Raw genomic sequence first — 16,418 nt, 5'->3', positions numbered from 1 at the left:
CATCTACTCCTTCAATACAGCTTCGATATATAACCCGGGAGAACCAAGCACATCCCCCGCCTGTGATATATAGGGATTCACCCACTCCGCTCCAAGGCCCATCAGAATGACCAGAACGAGGAGTCCGGCAGCTACTGCCGTCCCGCTTTTCAGATTAACCTTGGGCTGTTCCGTGTCCGGCGTATTGCCCCAGAAGGCCAGCCTGAACACTTTGATCAGCGAGTACAGCACAAGGAGACTGGAGCCCAGCCCAATGAGGGAAAACGCCAGCATTCCTGCATCCAGTCCTCCCCGGATGATCAGCACTTTGCCGGGGAAGCCGCTGAAGGGAGGAATACCGGCAAGTGCCAGCGCCAGCGCAAAAAAGCTCCAGCCGAGCAGCGGATAACGTTGGATCAGCCCCCCCATCCGCTCAAGCCGGTCCGTACCGGCGGCGGCAATAATCAACCCGCCGAGAATGAACATCAGGGCCTTGCCCAGCATATCGTGCAGCAGGTAAAAGACCGCTCCGTCCAGTGCATCCGGTGTTCCTGCGGATAATCCGAAGGCGACAAAACCCACACTGACAATGACGTTGTAGTTGAGGATGCGGGGGATGTCATTGTATGCGACGGCACCCAGTGCGCCCAGAATCATCGTAGCTGCCGCCATCCAGGCGATCCAGCCGTTCGTGAAATCAGGATCTCCGGCAAAGATAAGCGTAAAAGTCCGGATAATGGCGTAAAGCCCTACTTTGGTCAGAAGTGCCCCGAACAAGGCCCGGACTGCGGCAGGCGGCGCACCGTAGGAGCCGGGGAGCCAGAAGAACAGGAACAGACCAGCTTTCAGAGCAAAGACGATCAGGAACAGCACAGCGATCACATTCAGGACACCGCCCTGCCCGGCCTCAGCAATACGCTCTGACAAGTGAGCCATATTCAGTGTGCCCGCCGCGGCATACAGGTAAGCGACTGCGGCTACAAAAAGCGTCGAAGACACAATGTTAATCAGCAGATACTTAGAGGTTTCCCGGAGCTGTAACTTAGTTCCGCCCAGGGATATCAGCGCGTAGGACGAGATCAGCATCACTTCAAAGAACACGAACAGATTGAAGATGTCTCCGGTCAGAAAAGAACCGTATACGCCCACGAGCAGAAAATGAAAAAAGGTATAGTAATAGAATCTTTCCCGCTCCGCACCGATGCTGGTGAAGGAATAGAGCAGAATCCCCAGGCTCACCGCTGAAGCCGTCAGCACTAGCAGTGCTGCGAACATATCTCCGACAAACACAATGCCATAAGGCGGAGTCCAGCCGCCCATCTGCAAGGTTTGGATGCCCTCTTTATGGATACGGGTGACCAGCACACAGGCCAGAACAAGATTCAGAATGCCGCTGAAGACGCTGATCCACCGCTGCAGCAGCACCTTCTCTTTCAGAAACATTAATATAACGGCGGTACATAAGGGAATCAGAATCGGCATTACTAAGAGATTATTCATTGCTCCTCCTCCCTAACATTATCCATTTCATCGGTCCCGTGTGCCTGGTAGGCACGGTAGGCCAGCACGAAGAAGAACGCCGTAACACCGAAGCTGATCACGATGGACGTCAGAATCAGCGCCTGCGGCAATGGGTCCACATAGGCATCCGCCTTGCCGCCTAATACGGGAGCAGCCCCTTTTTTTAGTCCGGCCATAGTCAGGAGAAGCAGATGGACACCATGTGTAAGCAGGGATGTACCGAGTACAATCCGCAGCAGGGTTTTGGACAAAATCAGATACACTCCGACCGTAAACAAAACTCCGACCGCTACAGCCATCATCCATTCCATTTCACTCATCCCCCCCTATGGTAAAAATAATGTTCATGGTCACGCCGATGACTGCCAGATATACACCCAGATCGAACAGAACAGCTGTCGCAAGCTCCGTATCCCCAAGCAGCGGCAGATCAAAATGGCCAAAGGTATGGCTCAAGAATGGCGCGCCAAACGCAAACGAGCCTGCCGCTGTCAGGATCGCGATCAGCAGCCCCGCCGCTGTGAGGATACGGTAATTAACCGGGAGAAGTTTGCGGACCGTATCCACTCCTAGTGAAATCGCCATCAGAATCAGGCCGGCGGATGTCATCAAAGCGCCGATAAAACCTCCGCCCGGATGGTTATGTCCGGCAAAGAACAAATACAGCGAAAAGGTAAGGATAATGACTACTATCACCTTGGACATCGTCCGCAGAATCACATCATTGCTGCGCAGCGGAAACAAATAGGGTGACGGTTTGTTTTTTCTCCCCGGGGTCAGCGTCCCAGGCTCCATTCTCAGATGAACCAGCGCGTATATACCAAGGGACGCAACACCTAGAACCATGATTTCAAACAGAGTATCGAACCCTCTGAAGTCTACCAGAATGACATTCACTACGTTTTTACCGCCGGCCAGAGAATAGCTTTCGTTCAGAAAATATTCCGAGATCGGCACAAAAGGACTGCTGCCCATCGCCGCCAGCGCAATCAGTGTCATCGTCATGCCGACCCCCACAGCTATAATGAGATTCGGCCATTTAAAGGAAGCTTTTTCCTTCTCCCGCTTCAGCTTCGGCAAATATTTGAAGCACAGCAGGAACAGAATCACCGACACCGTCTCCACGATCATCTGCGTCAAGGCAAGGTCAGGAGCGCGGAAGATGACAAACAGCAGGGTCACCATGTAGCCGACCGCACCTGTGAACAGAATGGCATTAACTCTCGACTTGGCAAAAGGAACGGCAAACGCTGCCGCCAGCATAACCGCAACCACCGCTACTTCGTACATCGAGACCGGCGCATAGTCCGGCATGCCCAGAGTTATCCCCTGCGCCCCGAGCAGCGTACTCCCCAGGGCAATAATGAAGAACCCGAAAATATACAGCAGATAATGCCGGTTGCTGCCGGTCATATAAAGATTGGTGAAACGGGCTGAGCCGCCTTCCAGCACGCGAATGCTGAGATCATATATACGGTTAAGCGAATCCCGCCCGCTCCACTCACGGTCCAGTATCCGCAGTCTGCTATAACCTCTATACAGAAGCGTTCCGGCAGCGATCACGCCAAGGGTCATGAAGATTTCCGGAGTCCAGCCATGCCAGAAATGGATGGATACATGAAGGCTTTCCTCCGCCGGCAGGTGGCCATATTGAATCGCAGCCACAGCGGGTTCAATTATGGATGTGCTTGGAAGGTCCGGGAAAAAGGCAAAGAGAACAGCCAGGGAGACAAGTGCCACAGGAGAAAAAAGCAATCCGCGCGGAGCTTCATGCGGTACTTTGTCCAGCTTTTCCGGCTGCAGCCTGCCGGTGAACGTCCTGAAAACCAGGATCATGCTGTATACAAAGGTAAATACGCTCGCTATCCAGGCCAGGACCGGAAACAGCCCCAGCCAGGACTGTGTACTCCATACATTCATCTCCCGAATATGAAGCACGGCGGTGAAGAACATCTCTTTGCTCAGGAATCCGCTGAACGGCGGAAGCCCGGCCATGGAAAAGGCGCCAATGAGCGCTACTGAAAAAGTGACCGGCATCAAGGACATTAATCCGCCCAGCTTGCGCAGATCCCTTGTATTCGTCTCATGGTCTACAATGCCAACCACCATAAACAGGGTTCCCTTGAACACTGCATGGTTGATCAGATGAAAGACAGCCGCCGCCGTAGCCATCGCATAGATTACAGATTCTTGTGTGCCTGAAAAATAGGCCGCCGCAGAGCCCAGTCCCAGCAGGCACATGATCAACCCCAGCTGGCTGACCGTAGAAAAGGCGAGCATCGCTTTTAAATCGGTTTGCTTGATGGCTTTGAACGAGCCATACAAGAGAGTAATGAGTCCGCAGACGGAGACCAGCCAGAACCATTCGGACTGCCCGCTGAATACGGGACTTAGCCGGGCCACCAGATACAGCCCTGCCTTGACCATCGTCGCTGAATGGAGATAGGCACTGACCGGAGTCGGTGCCTCCATCGCATCGGGAAGCCAGATGTGAAACGGAAATTGTGCGGATTTGGTGAACGCTCCCAGCAGAATCAGCAGCATGGCGGGAATGAACATCGGCTCCAGGGACAACTTTCCGGCTTGTAGGGTAATCTCCCGGATGCTGTAGGTTCCGCTCATCACATAGAGCAGGTTGAACCCGGCAAACATCGCCAGTCCGCCGAACACGGTGATCAGCATCGACTTGAGCGCTCCGTACCGCGATCTTTCCCGGCGGTGCCAGAAGGCAATCAGCAGGAAGGACGTAATGCTGGTCAGCTCCCAGAACCCGTAGAGCACCATTAAGTTGTCAGACAGTACAACACCCAGCATGGCTCCCATGAACATCAGCAGATAGATATAGAAGCTGCGGATGGATTCCATCCGCTTGTTAAGATAATAGATGGAATATAAAACTACCAGAGCCCCCATCCCTGTAATCAGCAAGGCGAACAGAAGACCCAGCCCATCGAGCACAAGTGTAATATCAATCCCCAGCGAAGGCATCCAGGCTACCGTAGTTTCTGTATTTTCACCGGATTGAACGCCCCGGATCTGCATCAGGAAGTACACAAAAAGAGCTACTGGAACAGGCAGCACCGCCCATCCTGCGTGAAGACGCGGAATACGCTTGACGAGCGGGATCAGAACAGCCAGCAGAAATGGAATCAAGATTGCAGCATGCAGCACAGCTTAGCACTCCCCCCTCTTCAAATTCGTAATTTATATAAACCGAACATTATGATTTCCCCATTCGGGTCCGGTCGTAGCTGCGGTGAATGTTTGGACTTCCGGCCGCTACTTTTCCCTTATGTTAATTTTTCAAGTTCATTTTATATATTTGCCTGGCTTCACCCAGACACCCTGGACAATCCGTAAATACTGCGCCTCGCCGTTTTCAACCATTTTGAATAAGCCGCTGTTGAAATCTGTGTCCAGTTCACGGAAAAACATGCCTTTTACCGTTTCTTCCCCTTCCGGCTCCTCTGCCAGCACATAATCATCACCCTGCTTCACCAGATAAGCGGTAAAACCTTTTTCATGGGACTGTTCCAAGAGATCGGGATAGCGCTGTACAGCTACTATATGGAGATCAATAGGACCAAGCAGTTCAATCAAGTCATTGATAAAATTGCCGCGTGTGATCTCCTGCCACAACGTCTGGCCGGACTGGCCGATGATAATCTGCGTCACTCCACGTTCCCGGGCGGTGTCCACGATAACTTCTGCTGTTTTCTTCCCCAGACATTTCCGGACCATAAATTCTCCCCCGGCTTCCTTTGTGAGTGTCTCCCACCCGGAGATATATTGCTCCTTCTCATGGTTGTACTCATTATCCTTGGATGAATCCACAGTGAGCACACATAAAGGAGCATTCAGTAACTGAGATAACTGGCCTCCTCTTTGAATCAGCCGCTGTCCGTGCGGCCCATAATGGACACATACCATAATGCTTTCATTGTTCAGTCTAAGGTTCATAAGCCCCGCCCCCTGCCTAGAATTTCCAGAAAAAAACACAAAAAGAACCCGCTGTTGGCAGGCTCCTCCGGGTACATCCATATACAATTAAGTTGATTATATAGGCTACCGGGAAGATTGTAAAGGAACAAGCGGGTCAGCCGTTGGCCTACCGCCACAAGCGTTATGTACACAACGCCTGTAATATCCCCTTTTTCCCGGAAGGTTATTACATAGAATTGAGATTAAATATTCTTAGCCACTTCATATGCATCCCAGATGGCATACATAATGTTCTGCACCTGCTTGGCGTCTCCCAGCAGATACGTTTCCGGAAGCTCCTGGCTCAGCTCCTCGTACAATTTCTTCTGTGGAGCATAACCTACTGCGAGAATGGCTGAATCTGCCGCGACCACTCTCTCCCCGCCCGCTTTATTTTTCAGCACAAAACCCCCGGCTGCTGCCCCGGCCACCACGGTATCCGTGAGCAATTCGATATCCTTAAAAGCCACCAGATCGCGAAGCATGTCTTCATTGGCATGGCACAGCGGGCCCCCAATGGTCAGAATGTCCTCCTGCATTTCTACCAGCGTGACTTTCTTCCCCTGTTCTTCGAGCCATAATGCCGTTTCGCAGCCAACCAGCCCACCGCCAATAATGATCGTGGAATCCCCCGGGTCCTTTTGACCGAGCAGCACCTCTTCGGCAGTATAGACATTGGAGGAATCTCCGATGGCGAAGCTTTTGGGCGTAGAGCCTGTGGCAAAAATCACCGCATCCGCACCGCTGGCTGCTATTGTTTCCGGGGTCACCTCGCTGTTCAGGTGCAGATCAATCTTCAGCGCGTTCAGTTCTACACCGTACCAGTCGGCAAGCAGATGGTCATCCTCCTTGAACCCCGGCACCCCGCCGGCAATCAGATTGCCGCCCAGACGGCTGCTTTGCTCATGCAGGCTCACCTCATGGCCGCGAAGCGCGGCCACGCGTGCCGCCTCACAGCCTGCCGGGCCGCCGCCGACAATCAGCACCCGTTTCGGCTGCCCGGCCTTGCCGATGGCGTAATCCTTTTCGCGTCCGCACGCAGGATTAACGGCGCAGGAAATGGCCGCAAAAGATGCCAGTCTGCCCATACAGCCCTCCTGGCAGGACAGGCACGGACGAATCCGCTCGATTTGACCCGTCCGGATTTTGTTGGGAATATCCGCATCTGCCAGCAGCGGACGGCCCAGGGCAATCAGATCGGTTGCGCCGTCACGAATCGCGTCGCTGGCCCGGTCGGGATCATCCAGCCTTCCAGCGGTGATGACAGGAACCTTAAGAATGCTTTTGAGAATTTTGTTGTAGGGCAGGTACAGACCTTTCTCCTGGTACATCGGCGGATGGGACCAATACCAGGAATCATAGGAGCCGACGTCCCCGTTGAATGCATCGTATCCGGCTTCTTCCAGAATCAGTGCCGCTTCGATACCTTCCTCGATATCCCGGCCCTGCTCGGTGAATTCCTCGCCTGGAAGCCCGCCCTGCCGCCAATCCTTGATGAAGCTCTTAATGCTGTAGCGCAGCGACACCGGGTAATCCTGGCCGCATTCCGCTTTGATCGCCTGAACAATTTCAATGGCAAACCGCAGACGGTTTCTCAGGCTTCCGCCGTACTCATCGGTCCGCTGGTTGAAGAAGGAAATGGCAAATTGGTCCAGCAGGTAACCTTCATGCACGGCATGGATCTCTATTCCGTCGAACCCGGCCTTTTTGGCAATGGCAGCGGACTCGGCAAATTTTCTTATATAGGTATGAATTTCCCCGATCGTCAGCTCACGGCAAGTTACATTAGGCAGCCAGCGGTGGGGAATCGGCGAAGGTGCTATGGCTGTCTTGCCTACAATCGAAGGCATGCTTACGCGTCCAAAGCCGGCGGACAACTGCAGAAAGATTTTTGCGCCATAGGCATGAATCCGTTCAGTCATCATCTTGCCGGTCTTGATGAAATGGTACGGGTTGAGCGTTGGACAAGGCATAGACGGCAAAGCGCATTTCTCAATTTCATTCTCGACCATCGTTACGCCTGTCATAATCAGGCCAGTGCCGCCTTTCGCCCGTTCCACATAATACTCCACACCGCGCTCATTGAAGGTTCCGTCCGCATTGCAGAGTCCGCCCGGTCCTATCGGGGCCATGACGAATCTGTTCTTCAATTCCAGCTTGCCGATTTTGAACGGTTCAAATAAAATTCTGTGGCTGTCCTTCACTGTTAGTCCTCCTAAGAATAATCGGAATGTTGTTCGGTGAACACATTCACTGAACACATTCATTATAGAGTTGGGAACATCTAAATAATGTGATTATTTTCACTAAGTTAAATTGACAAAAGAAAGCCAAACCCCTACATTAAATACAGATTATCTGAGACGGAGTGTACCAAAATGTCCAAAAACAAACCTTTAACCTCAAGGCAGCTGCAAAGCATCCAGACCAAAAGCAACTTATTTGAAAGTGCCATCAAGCTGATGAAGCTGCACTCCCTGGAGGACATTACCATTGCAGAAATTTGCCGCGGGGCCGGTGTCTCTGTAGGCTCCTTCTACAATTACTTCTCCACCAAAAGCGACATTTTCGTTGAAATGTACGAGCAGGCCGACGGTTTTTTTGACCAGAAATTCAGGGGCCTGGAGCCGTCGGCTTCCATCCGCAACGATATCGTTGACTATTTCAAAATCTATGCGGACTACAATCTGAATGTCGGCATCGAAACGGTGAAGCAGCTGTATACCTGCAACAATAAGCTGTTCATCGCCAAGGGACGCTACATGCTGAATGTCCTTCAGGCTCTGCTGGAGAAGGGGCAAGCGGGTGGACAATTGATCACGGATATGACTGCGGAGGATATGACTGAGTACTTGTTCATCGCCGCACGCGGCGTCATTTATAATTGGTGCCTGCATGACGGCAGCTATGATCTGGAACGGAAAATGGAAGAATACATGGGGCGGTTGGTGGTTGTTTTTCTGAATGCGCCCCCTACTCACCTTTGATAAATGAGCGGTAGGCTGCAGGAGTCCGCTGTTCGTATTTCTTGAAGATTTTGATGAAGTATCCTGCATCGCAAAAGCTCAGATGGTCACTGATCTCATTAACTGACAGTCCGGTCGTTTCCAGCAGCTGCTTGGCCTGTCCGATTTTGAGCCGGGAGATATAAGCCGAGAAATTCTCTCCGCTCTCCCGCACGAACAGCCGGCTGAAATAACTGGGGCTGATGTGACAGAGCCGGGCCAGCGCCTCCAGGGTAAAATTCTCATGCTTATGGCTGTAGATATAATCGAAGGCCGGCTGCAGCGTCGGGTTGGAACAGCTGACAGCGGATCGGTCTGGAAGGACCGCTTTTGGGTTCCCGCTTTCTATGACTGGGGAATCGGACAGCTCTTGCTGCACCGAATGAGGTGCGGGACAGGACGAATCTGCCAGCATCTTGTGGGGCAGTATATCTACTGTTGGTGCGGCCAGAGCCTGCTGGTACAAATCCATAATTTCATTTTTGCGGCTCGCTTCTTCAACGATGTAATTGCACAGATGGGACAGCATTTCGGCAATGGTGACCACTTGCGCATACGGCATAACGGGCAGCTGCTCATACTCCTGCCTTAACGCTGCGAATGTGCCGGCGCTCTCCGGTGTTGCCGGACGGGTTACAATCTGCTCCAGCCGCGATCCGCCGTTGTCCGCAAGCCGGACCTGCCCCGCCATCACCGCTCCGACATACTGGTTGTCAACCGTTATGGGTATAGCGATATCCAGAATGTTGAAGTGGCATAAGTACACATAAGGTTCGTTCAGCCGGACCGCCTCCAGTCCGCCGCGCGCATCACATTTCTGGCAGTAGGAGGACAGCTCGGCATCCTGGCGGACAGCCTGGCAGAAGGTTTGGCAGCGGCTGTGCCGGGTAACCGGAACGCCTTTGTAGTCCACTGTGATGATAGCCATTTGCGTGACGAGGGACAGTGAATCCTGAAGCGCATGCCATTTCTCAAGATCAATAATCGACTTCAGATCATATTTGGATAACATCATAGCCGCTTGTCTCCATCCCCGGCAAATATGCCTGTTCTATTCTGAATTATAGCGAAACCTGGTGTAATAGAACAAGATAATTATATTTTCCCGGAGAATGACAAAAATTTACGATCTGAAAACGCTTAAACCTGTCAATTTCCTTCCATGCATCCCGTTTGGCCCGTGTCTATAATGAAGATATGCCCGCAAAACTTAAGCATATGCTTTCGAAGCGAGTTTTGTACGAAGTGCATTCAGGAAGTTAGGCTCACAAAACTTAAGCATATGCTTTCGAAGCGAGTTTTGTACGAAATGCATTCAGGAAGTTAGGCTCACAAAACTTTTAGGAGGAAATAGCCATGAGAAAAGTGTTCATCAGCCCGACTAAATATATTCAGGGGGAAGACGAGCTGCTTAACCTGGGGTATTTTGTGAAGACCTTCGGAGACTCTGCCCTGCTGATTGCCCACCCCGATGATGTGCAGCGGGTCAAGGCTAAGCTGGATGCTGCCAGCAGTAAGTTCGGCATCACTCTGATTACGGGAAACTTCCAGGGAGAGTGCTCCCGCCAGGAAGTGGCCAGGCTGCAGGCCTTGGCCCGTGAACATGCTTGTGCCTGTACGATTGGCCTCGGGGGAGGCAAAGCCATTGACACGGCGAAATGCGTAGCCGAAGGCGATGCCTTGATCATCGTTCCCACTATTGCGGCAACGGACGCTCCTACCAGCCATTCTGCGGTCCTTTATACACCGGAAGGCGCTTTTGACGACTATGCTTATTTCAAGCAAAGCCCCTCCGTGGTCATGATCGATACAACCATCATCGCTGAAGCCCCTACCCGGTTCCTGGTGTCCGGCATGGGGGACGCTTTATCCACATATTTTGAAGCCCGGGCTACAGCGCGATCCTTCTCCAATGTGAATGCCGGACTTCCCTGCGGCGTGCGCGAAGGCGTGAGCCAGGAAGCCAAAGGAACCAAGGCTGCGCTTGCGCTGGCCCGCGTATGCTACGAAACCCTGCTGGAGGATGGCGTCAAGGCCAAGCTGGCCTGCGATCAGAACGTTGTTACCCCGGCACTGGAAAATATTATCGAGACCAACATCCTGCTGTCCGGCCTCGGCTTTGAGAGCAGCGGACTTGCGGCAGCCCATGCCATCCACAACGGACTGACGGTTCTGGAGGGCAGCCATCATTATTACCATGGCGAGAAAGTGGCGTTCAGTACTTTGGCCCAGCTGGTGCTGGAGAATGCGGACAGCCGCGAAATCCAGGAAGTGCTTGCTTTCTGCGTTTCCGTAGGCCTTCCTGTATGTCTGGCTGACATCGGCGTCCGCTCGATCACCAGGGAAGAGCTGCTGGAAGTGGCCCGCAAGGCCTGCATTCCGGAGGAGTCGATCCACTCAATGCCGTTCCCGGTCACACCGGAAGCGGTAGCCGCAGCGATTACCGTTGCCGACCAGCTGGGTCAGGCCTTCAAGAAAGGCAAGGTGTAAACGCGCCATGAAAAAGATAATCAATCAGCCGGAAACCTTAGTCCGCGAAATGGGCAGCGGCATGGTGATGGCCCATCCGGAGCTGGCTTTTGACAGCAAATACAAGATCATCGCCAAAAAAGCGCCCAACAGGGACAAGGTCACCCTGATCAGCGGCGGCGGCAGCGGACATGAGCCTGCCCATGCGGGCTTTGTAGGCTTGGGCATGCTGGATGCCGCGGTATGCGGAGATGTCTTCGCCTCCCCTTCCCAAATCCAGGTGTATCAAGCCCTCCGCAGCACTGCGGGCAGCAAGGGCGCCCTGCTGATCATCAAAAATTACAGCGGCGATATGATGAACTTCCAGAACGCGGCGCAGCTTGCCAAGGAGGACGGTATTGAGGTCGACTACGTAAAGGTCGAAGACGATATCGCGGTGGAAGACAGCCTGTATACCGTCGGCAGACGCGGCGTAGCCGGAACCCTGTTCGTGCACAAGATCGCCGGGGCCGCAGCAGAGGCCGGCCTGTCTCTGGAAGAAGTGAAACGCGCCGCCCAGCATGCGGCGGACCGGGTGCGCAGCATCGGCTTTGCTTTTACCTCCTGTACGGTTCCGGCCAAAGGCACTCCTACCTTCCAGCTAGCAGAGGATGAGATGGAATATGGTGTCGGCATTCATGGAGAGCCGGGTATCCGCAAAGAAAAGATGGTCCGTGCCGACGAGCTTGCCGGACGCATGATCTCCTCCCTGCTGGCCAGTCTGCAGCCCGGCGAAGCAGCGGGCCAGGAGGTCGCCGTACTCGTCAACGGCTTCGGGGCGACGCCGCTGCAGGAATTGTACGTTCTGAACCACGCTGTAATGCGGGAGCTGTCGGAACGCGGTATAACGGTCCGCCGCACGCTCGTAGGTAACTACATGACCAGCATCGATATGGCAGGGGCCTCAGTGACTCTCCTGAAGCTGGACGATGAGCTGAACCAATGGCTGGCCGCCCCGTGTGATACGCCAGCCCTGAGAATTACAGGACCACTTGAACCCATCCACTATTCCGATCCGTTGGAACGGCAGGCGAAAGGCGGCGAGGTTAGCTATACCAACGAAACTGACCCTGCCCATGCTGTTATCCGGGACGAACGCTTGTCGACAGCCAATATCATCTATCTCGTTGACCAGATGAGCGAAGTGATTATCTCGAACGAAGTGCCGTTCTGCGAGCTGGACGCGCATGCCGGAGACGGCGATTTCGGCATGAGTGTGGCCAAAGGCTTCAAGCAGCTCAAGAGCGAGTGGCAGGATCTGCTTGATAACCATGCCACGGACATAGGCAGCTTCCTGCAGGCCTGCTCGCTGATTATTATGGAGCACTGCGGCGGCGCATCGGGCCCAATCTGGGGCTCCGCGTTCCGGGCAGCAGGCAAATCCGCGGGAAATAAAACTTCCCTCTCCATTCAGGAGGTGGCTGACATGCTGGCCGCCGCCGTCAAGGGGATTCAGGATACCGGCGAGCGTTCCTTCGGCCGGGGGGCCGTTGTCGGCGACAAAACGCTGATTGACGCCCTGGTTCCCTGCGCCGAAGCGTGGCAGAGCAGCGCACAGCAAAAAGACACGCTGTGCACGGCTTTCACCAAGGCCGCCCAAGCTGCTGTTCAAGGTGCCAAAAGTACGGAGGGCATCGTCGCCCGGATGGGCCGGGCGGGAACCGTCGGTGAACGCAGCATCGGCTACCCGGATGCCGGAGCCTACGCGCTCGGTGTGATCTTCACGGCGCTGGCGGAAGCTGTTCAGTAAGCCCAGCCAGCGTATGCGTTTGTCCCCAAGCAGAAACGGCTACGCTGTCCTTCACCAGACAACGTAGCCGTTGTGGATTTCAGTTTAGCGTTGCCTGGAGAAGCCTATACGAATCTTTCGGCCATCCTAAGTGGAAAAAGGGTAACTAATCTTGCTCATTTTGCTCCTGATGAGTTAATATGGCCCAATTAAGTTCCCTTTTTCCACCTCTGCTGAAGGCCTCCCTGGTATGTATCATCCGGGTTCATGATTTCCTATACAACGAGAAAAAGAGTACTCCACAGCTGCAATTGCTTGGAGTACTCTTTTTTGTGTAAGCTGCCGGCATGACATTCGCCCGCAGCTGCTCACCCTGTTATGAATTCGCCCCGATCAGCAGGTTTTTCCGGGCTGCACCGCTTGTGAACGCCGCTTCGGCAACGGCTATGCGGATTCGTTCCACCACCCGCGGATCAAAGGCATCCGGAATAATATACGTCTCATGGAGATCCGCAGGATCAATGACCGAGGAAATCGCTTTTGCCGCTGCCAGCTTCATTTCATCATTGATGTCGGTGGCTTCACAATCCAGCGCCCCTCTGAAAATTCCGGGAAAGCACAGCACATTGTTAATCTGATTCGGGTAGTCTGACCGGCCGGTCGCCATAACTCTTACATGAGGCGCAGCGATTGCAGGATCGATTTCCGGCGTCGGATTCGCCATGGCGAACACGATGGGGTCCTTGGCCATGTTCAGCACATCTTCCAGCTTCAGCACATCCGGGGCTGAAACTCCAATAAATACATCGGCACCCTTGATCACATCCGACAGCTGGCCGGTCTCCAGGTTGGGATTCGTCATTCGGGCATATTCGCTCCAGTGTGTCCGGCTGTAGGGAACCTGCCGGTTGAGGGCACCTTCCCGGTCCACACCGATCAGGTTCACGGCCCCTGCATGGAGCAGCATTTTGGAAACGGAAATGCCTGCTGCGCCGATACCGTTCACCACGATTTTGACATCCTTGATCTCTTTGCCGCATACCTTCAGGGCATTCAGCAGCCCGGCAAGCACCACGATGGCCGTCCCGTGCTGGTCGTCATGGAATACCGGTATGTCCAGCTCATTCCGGAGTCTCTTTTCAATCTCAAAACACCGCGGAGAGGAAATATCTTCGAGATTAATGCCTCCGAATGTAGGGGCGAGCGCTTTTACAATAGCAATAATCTCTTCCGTACCCTTCGTGTCGAGGCAGATTGGCACAGCATCCACATTGGCGAACTGTTTGAACAGCGCCGCTTTGCCTTCCATTACCGGCATGGCCGCTCTCGGGCCGATATCTCCCAGGCCCAGCACAGCCGTTCCATCGGAAACCACGGCTACGGTGTTTTTCTTCGTTGTCAGTTCATAGGCCTGCGCCTGATCCTGTGCGATCGCCTGACAGACCTCCGCCACACCCGGTGTATATACCTTGGACAAGTCTTCTTTTGTCCGGATCGGATTTTTTAATGTTGTCTCAAGCTTTCCGCCTTTGTGGAGCAGCATGATCTCATCCAATAATTCCACAATATTTCCCCCCATTAATCCGCTAATCTCCATCCCGTTACTGAGCCTCTGTATGTATACCTAATAGTTATCGGCAATACTCACCAGATTCGCAAGATAATCGTTCTAAACATATGGAGTTTTAATAACTTATGTTTTTAACTCTACATCGCTCTTGCATTCTTTTCGCTGAAGTACATCACAATCAGCTCCACTTTCGTTTTTTTTCGACAAAAATGCTGAACAGATCCCCCACAACATGGCATTGCGGAGGTATGCACATGCCCAAAAAACCCCACGGAGTGTGGGGTTATAACCTGGAACACTTATAGAGCCACTTCAAGCTGCAGCCTGATCCAGGGCGGCCACTTTATTTTTCCATCCAATAACGCCGGTATTTCATAACTTTCCTGTACATGGATTTATCCTTCAGCTGATTGAAGATATAGGGGTCGGGTTTCATATTCACTTCAATCACCCAAGGGGTCAGCGACCGGTCCAGACCGACATCAACGCCGATTTGCCGGATACGGGGATAGGTTTTCTGCATATGAGCTGCCATGCGGGTGCCGAGCAGGCTCAATTCCCCGGTCAGATGGGCAAGCTGATGCTGGGTCAGATGGGTCGAGAGCAGGGTTTCAATCGCCATCGGTCTGCCGCCGCTGTGGTAATTCGTAACTATTTTGCGCGGATGGCCCAGCCGTCCGATGATTCCGGTAGCTTCCCAGACGCCCTTCGGGCTTAGCTGCACCATCACCCGGATATCAAAGCGGCGGCGGTTATGCTTCAGCAGATGGATGCCTTTCTGAATCAGATAACTTCGTTTGCCTGTTTTTTTGGCCAGGCTTTTGTGAAAGGCTTCAAAGGTGTCAAAATGGCGGACCGTTTCCTCATACTGGTATGTGAAGCCCTTGTGCTCCCCCCGCTCGGCCCGTATGACCCCATTGCCATAGGTTCCCCGTTCCGGCTTGACATAGATCATTCCATAGCTGTGAATCATCTGCTCCAGATTGCGTCTGGAGAATTTCCGGGTATCCGGGATAAAGGGTCTGACCGCATTGCTGCGCAGCAGCAGCTTTGTCTTCAGCCATTTGCTCTGTACCAAGTTCCCTGTGTTTGCTTTCACACCTGCACTCTCCTATCCGGTAAGGGCATTGATCCCTCCCTGATTTGCAACGTCACTGTATCCTATGCAGAAGCAGCCCCCGCTGAATTAAGCATCTATCCCGTGCGGGAAGATTAACTTTACGGCGGCCCTTGCCCGGTCCTGAACGGTTACAGCGGCATACATTAGTTGCAGACGCCCCAAGTGTCAATATGTGTCCGGAGATGAAGCTATGTCAGCAATATCAGGCTTAACGAACAGTGGACCGGCCATCGATGTCCTGATCCCGGCCATTGAAAAAGATCTGGCAACCCTCCCTTATGTGATAGACAGTCTTCGCCGCTATGTCCGCCATCCGATCAGCAATATTTACATTGTCTCACCGAACAGCAGCAGAATCAGATCTCTGTGTACCCGGAAAAGCTGTATCTTTGTCGACGAGACCCGTGTTCTGCCGTTTACCAAAAAGGACATCCATTATTCCTCCACCCGCTGGAACCGGTCGGGCTGGCTGTATCAGCAGCTGCTGAAGATGAACGGGGATCATATCTGCCGGGAGAGCTTTTTTCTGGTGATAGATGCCGATACCGTGCTGATCCGTCCCCACCGGTTCCGTTCCGGGAACAAGAGCATTTTCTACTGCCGCAGCTGGAGCCAGCCGGAATATTTCCGCACCTACCGGAAGCTGATGGGTACCCGGGCGCCCTCTCCCCGATCATTTGTCACCCATTACATGCTGTTTGAGAAGGCAAAGCTGGCCGGATTAAAACGAAAAATCGAAGACCGGCACGGCATGTCCTGGCACGCCGCCATTATCCGCAGTATCGACAAGAAGAAGCAGTTCGGCTTCTCTGAGTACGAAACCTACGCCAATTATGTGTACAGCGGAGACAGCACCTCTGTAATCTTGAGGAATGCCAACAATAAATCGCTGAAAAGCTCATTTGCGTCTCTGGGAAAAGCGCAGACTCTGCGGCTTGCCCGCACGTTCCGTTCCCTTTCCTTCCACCAGCGTAAGGGATACTCCACTCCAGCCAGGCACTAAGG

The 16,418-nt window shown here is 53.3% G+C and carries 12 protein-coding genes; 4 read left to right on the top strand and 8 right to left on the bottom strand.

The features are described 5' to 3' along the window. Window positions 1–3: 3 nt before the first annotated feature. The 5 genes from BLQ82_RS01885 to BLQ82_RS01865 all read right to left on the bottom strand — a co-directional run bounded on the left by BLQ82_RS01885 (window position 4) and on the right by BLQ82_RS01865 (window position 7,685). The gene (locus tag BLQ82_RS01885) at window positions 4–1,479 is read right to left on the bottom strand and encodes a Na+/H+ antiporter subunit D (RefSeq protein WP_062526833.1); all 1,476 of its coding nucleotides are present in this window, start codon (window positions 1,477–1,479) and stop codon (window positions 4–6) included. Continuing rightward, complete coding sequence (locus tag BLQ82_RS01880) at window positions 1,476–1,811, bottom strand: Na(+)/H(+) antiporter subunit C (protein ID WP_060860407.1); 336 nt, start codon at window positions 1,809–1,811, stop codon at window positions 1,476–1,478. The genes BLQ82_RS01885 and BLQ82_RS01880 overlap by 4 nt, the downstream gene beginning before the upstream one ends. Window position 1,812: 1 nt before the next feature. Continuing rightward, the gene (locus BLQ82_RS01875) at window positions 1,813–4,671 is read right to left on the bottom strand and encodes a Na+/H+ antiporter subunit A (RefSeq protein ID WP_062526831.1); all 2,859 of its coding nucleotides are present in this window, start codon (window positions 4,669–4,671) and stop codon (window positions 1,813–1,815) included. A gap of 138 nt (window positions 4,672–4,809) precedes the next feature. Further along, window positions 4,810–5,460, bottom strand: coding sequence for a universal stress protein (locus BLQ82_RS01870; RefSeq protein WP_062526829.1), 651 nt, complete (start codon window positions 5,458–5,460; stop codon window positions 4,810–4,812). Window positions 5,461–5,684: 224 nt separating this feature from the next. Further along, a complete protein-coding gene (locus tag BLQ82_RS01865) occupies window positions 5,685–7,685 on the bottom strand; it encodes an oxidoreductase (protein ID WP_062526827.1) in 2,001 nt (666 codons plus the stop codon). Window positions 7,686–7,859: 174 nt separating this feature from the next. On the opposite strand from BLQ82_RS01865, the gene BLQ82_RS01860 reads away from it, so the two are divergent. Further along, window positions 7,860–8,468, top strand: coding sequence for a TetR/AcrR family transcriptional regulator (locus tag BLQ82_RS01860; RefSeq protein WP_062526825.1), 609 nt, complete (start codon window positions 7,860–7,862; stop codon window positions 8,466–8,468). Here the strand turns inward: BLQ82_RS01860 and BLQ82_RS01855 are convergent. After that, window positions 8,455–9,501 carry an AraC family transcriptional regulator gene (locus tag BLQ82_RS01855; protein WP_341874770.1) on the bottom strand — a complete coding sequence of 349 codons (1,047 nt, stop codon included), beginning with the start codon at window positions 9,499–9,501 and terminating at the stop codon, window positions 8,455–8,457. The genes BLQ82_RS01860 and BLQ82_RS01855 overlap by 14 nt on opposite strands. A 341-nt stretch (window positions 9,502–9,842) precedes the next feature. On the opposite strand from BLQ82_RS01855, the gene BLQ82_RS01850 reads away from it, so the two are divergent. Both BLQ82_RS01850 and dhaK read left to right on the top strand, forming a co-directional pair. Further along, window positions 9,843–10,976 carry a glycerol dehydrogenase gene (locus BLQ82_RS01850; protein ID WP_062526823.1) on the top strand — a complete coding sequence of 378 codons (1,134 nt, stop codon included), beginning with the start codon at window positions 9,843–9,845 and terminating at the stop codon, window positions 10,974–10,976. A 7-nt stretch (window positions 10,977–10,983) separates the two neighbouring features. Beyond that, entirely contained in the window at window positions 10,984–12,744 is a 1,761-nt protein-coding gene (dhaK, locus tag BLQ82_RS01845) for a dihydroxyacetone kinase subunit DhaK (RefSeq protein ID WP_074647633.1), read from the top strand. Window positions 12,745–13,099: 355 nt separating this feature from the next. On the opposite strand, the gene BLQ82_RS01840 is transcribed toward dhaK, so the two are convergent. After that, window positions 13,100–14,320: an NAD(P)-dependent malic enzyme gene (locus BLQ82_RS01840; RefSeq protein WP_082722796.1), complete on the bottom strand. Its 1,221-nt coding sequence runs from the start codon at window positions 14,318–14,320 to the stop codon at window positions 13,100–13,102. 316 nt (window positions 14,321–14,636) lie between these two features. Continuing rightward, window positions 14,637–15,392 carry a YheC/YheD family protein gene (locus BLQ82_RS01835; protein ID WP_062526822.1) on the bottom strand — a complete coding sequence of 252 codons (756 nt, stop codon included), beginning with the start codon at window positions 15,390–15,392 and terminating at the stop codon, window positions 14,637–14,639. A 211-nt stretch (window positions 15,393–15,603) separates the two neighbouring features. On the opposite strand from BLQ82_RS01835, the gene BLQ82_RS01830 reads away from it, so the two are divergent. Further along, window positions 15,604–16,416 carry a DUF6492 family protein gene (locus BLQ82_RS01830; protein ID WP_062526819.1) on the top strand — a complete coding sequence of 271 codons (813 nt, stop codon included), beginning with the start codon at window positions 15,604–15,606 and terminating at the stop codon, window positions 16,414–16,416. Window positions 16,417–16,418 lie beyond the last annotated feature (2 nt).

It is taken from the genome of Paenibacillus jilunlii, from assembly GCF_900102965.1.
GTDB lineage: Bacteria > Bacillota > Bacilli > Paenibacillales > Paenibacillaceae > Paenibacillus_AQ > Paenibacillus_AQ jilunlii.
This window is presented reverse-complemented; position numbering and strand designations above follow the sequence as displayed.

Excerpts from the sequence above, each read along its gene's own strand:
- BLQ82_RS01885 (WP_062526833.1), bottom strand. The coding sequence starts at position 1,479 with ATGAATAATCTCTTAGTAATGCCGATTCTGATTCCCTTATGTACCGCC.
- BLQ82_RS01880 (WP_060860407.1), bottom strand. The coding sequence starts at position 1,811 with ATGGAATGGATGATGGCTGTAGCGGTCGGAGTTTTGTTTACGGTCGGA.
- BLQ82_RS01870 (WP_062526829.1), bottom strand. The coding sequence starts at position 5,460 with ATGAACCTTAGACTGAACAATGAAAGCATTATGGTATGTGTCCATTAT.
- BLQ82_RS01860 (WP_062526825.1), top strand. The coding sequence starts at position 7,860 with ATGTCCAAAAACAAACCTTTAACCTCAAGGCAGCTGCAAAGCATCCAG.
- BLQ82_RS01855 (WP_341874770.1), bottom strand. The coding sequence starts at position 9,501 with ATGATGTTATCCAAATATGATCTGAAGTCGATTATTGATCTTGAGAAA.
- BLQ82_RS01850 (WP_062526823.1), top strand. The coding sequence starts at position 9,843 with ATGAGAAAAGTGTTCATCAGCCCGACTAAATATATTCAGGGGGAAGAC.
- dhaK (WP_074647633.1), top strand. The coding sequence starts at position 10,984 with ATGAAAAAGATAATCAATCAGCCGGAAACCTTAGTCCGCGAAATGGGC.
- BLQ82_RS01840 (WP_082722796.1), bottom strand. The coding sequence starts at position 14,320 with ATGGAGATTAGCGGATTAATGGGGGGAAATATTGTGGAATTATTGGAT.
- BLQ82_RS01830 (WP_062526819.1), top strand. The coding sequence starts at position 15,604 with ATGTCAGCAATATCAGGCTTAACGAACAGTGGACCGGCCATCGATGTC.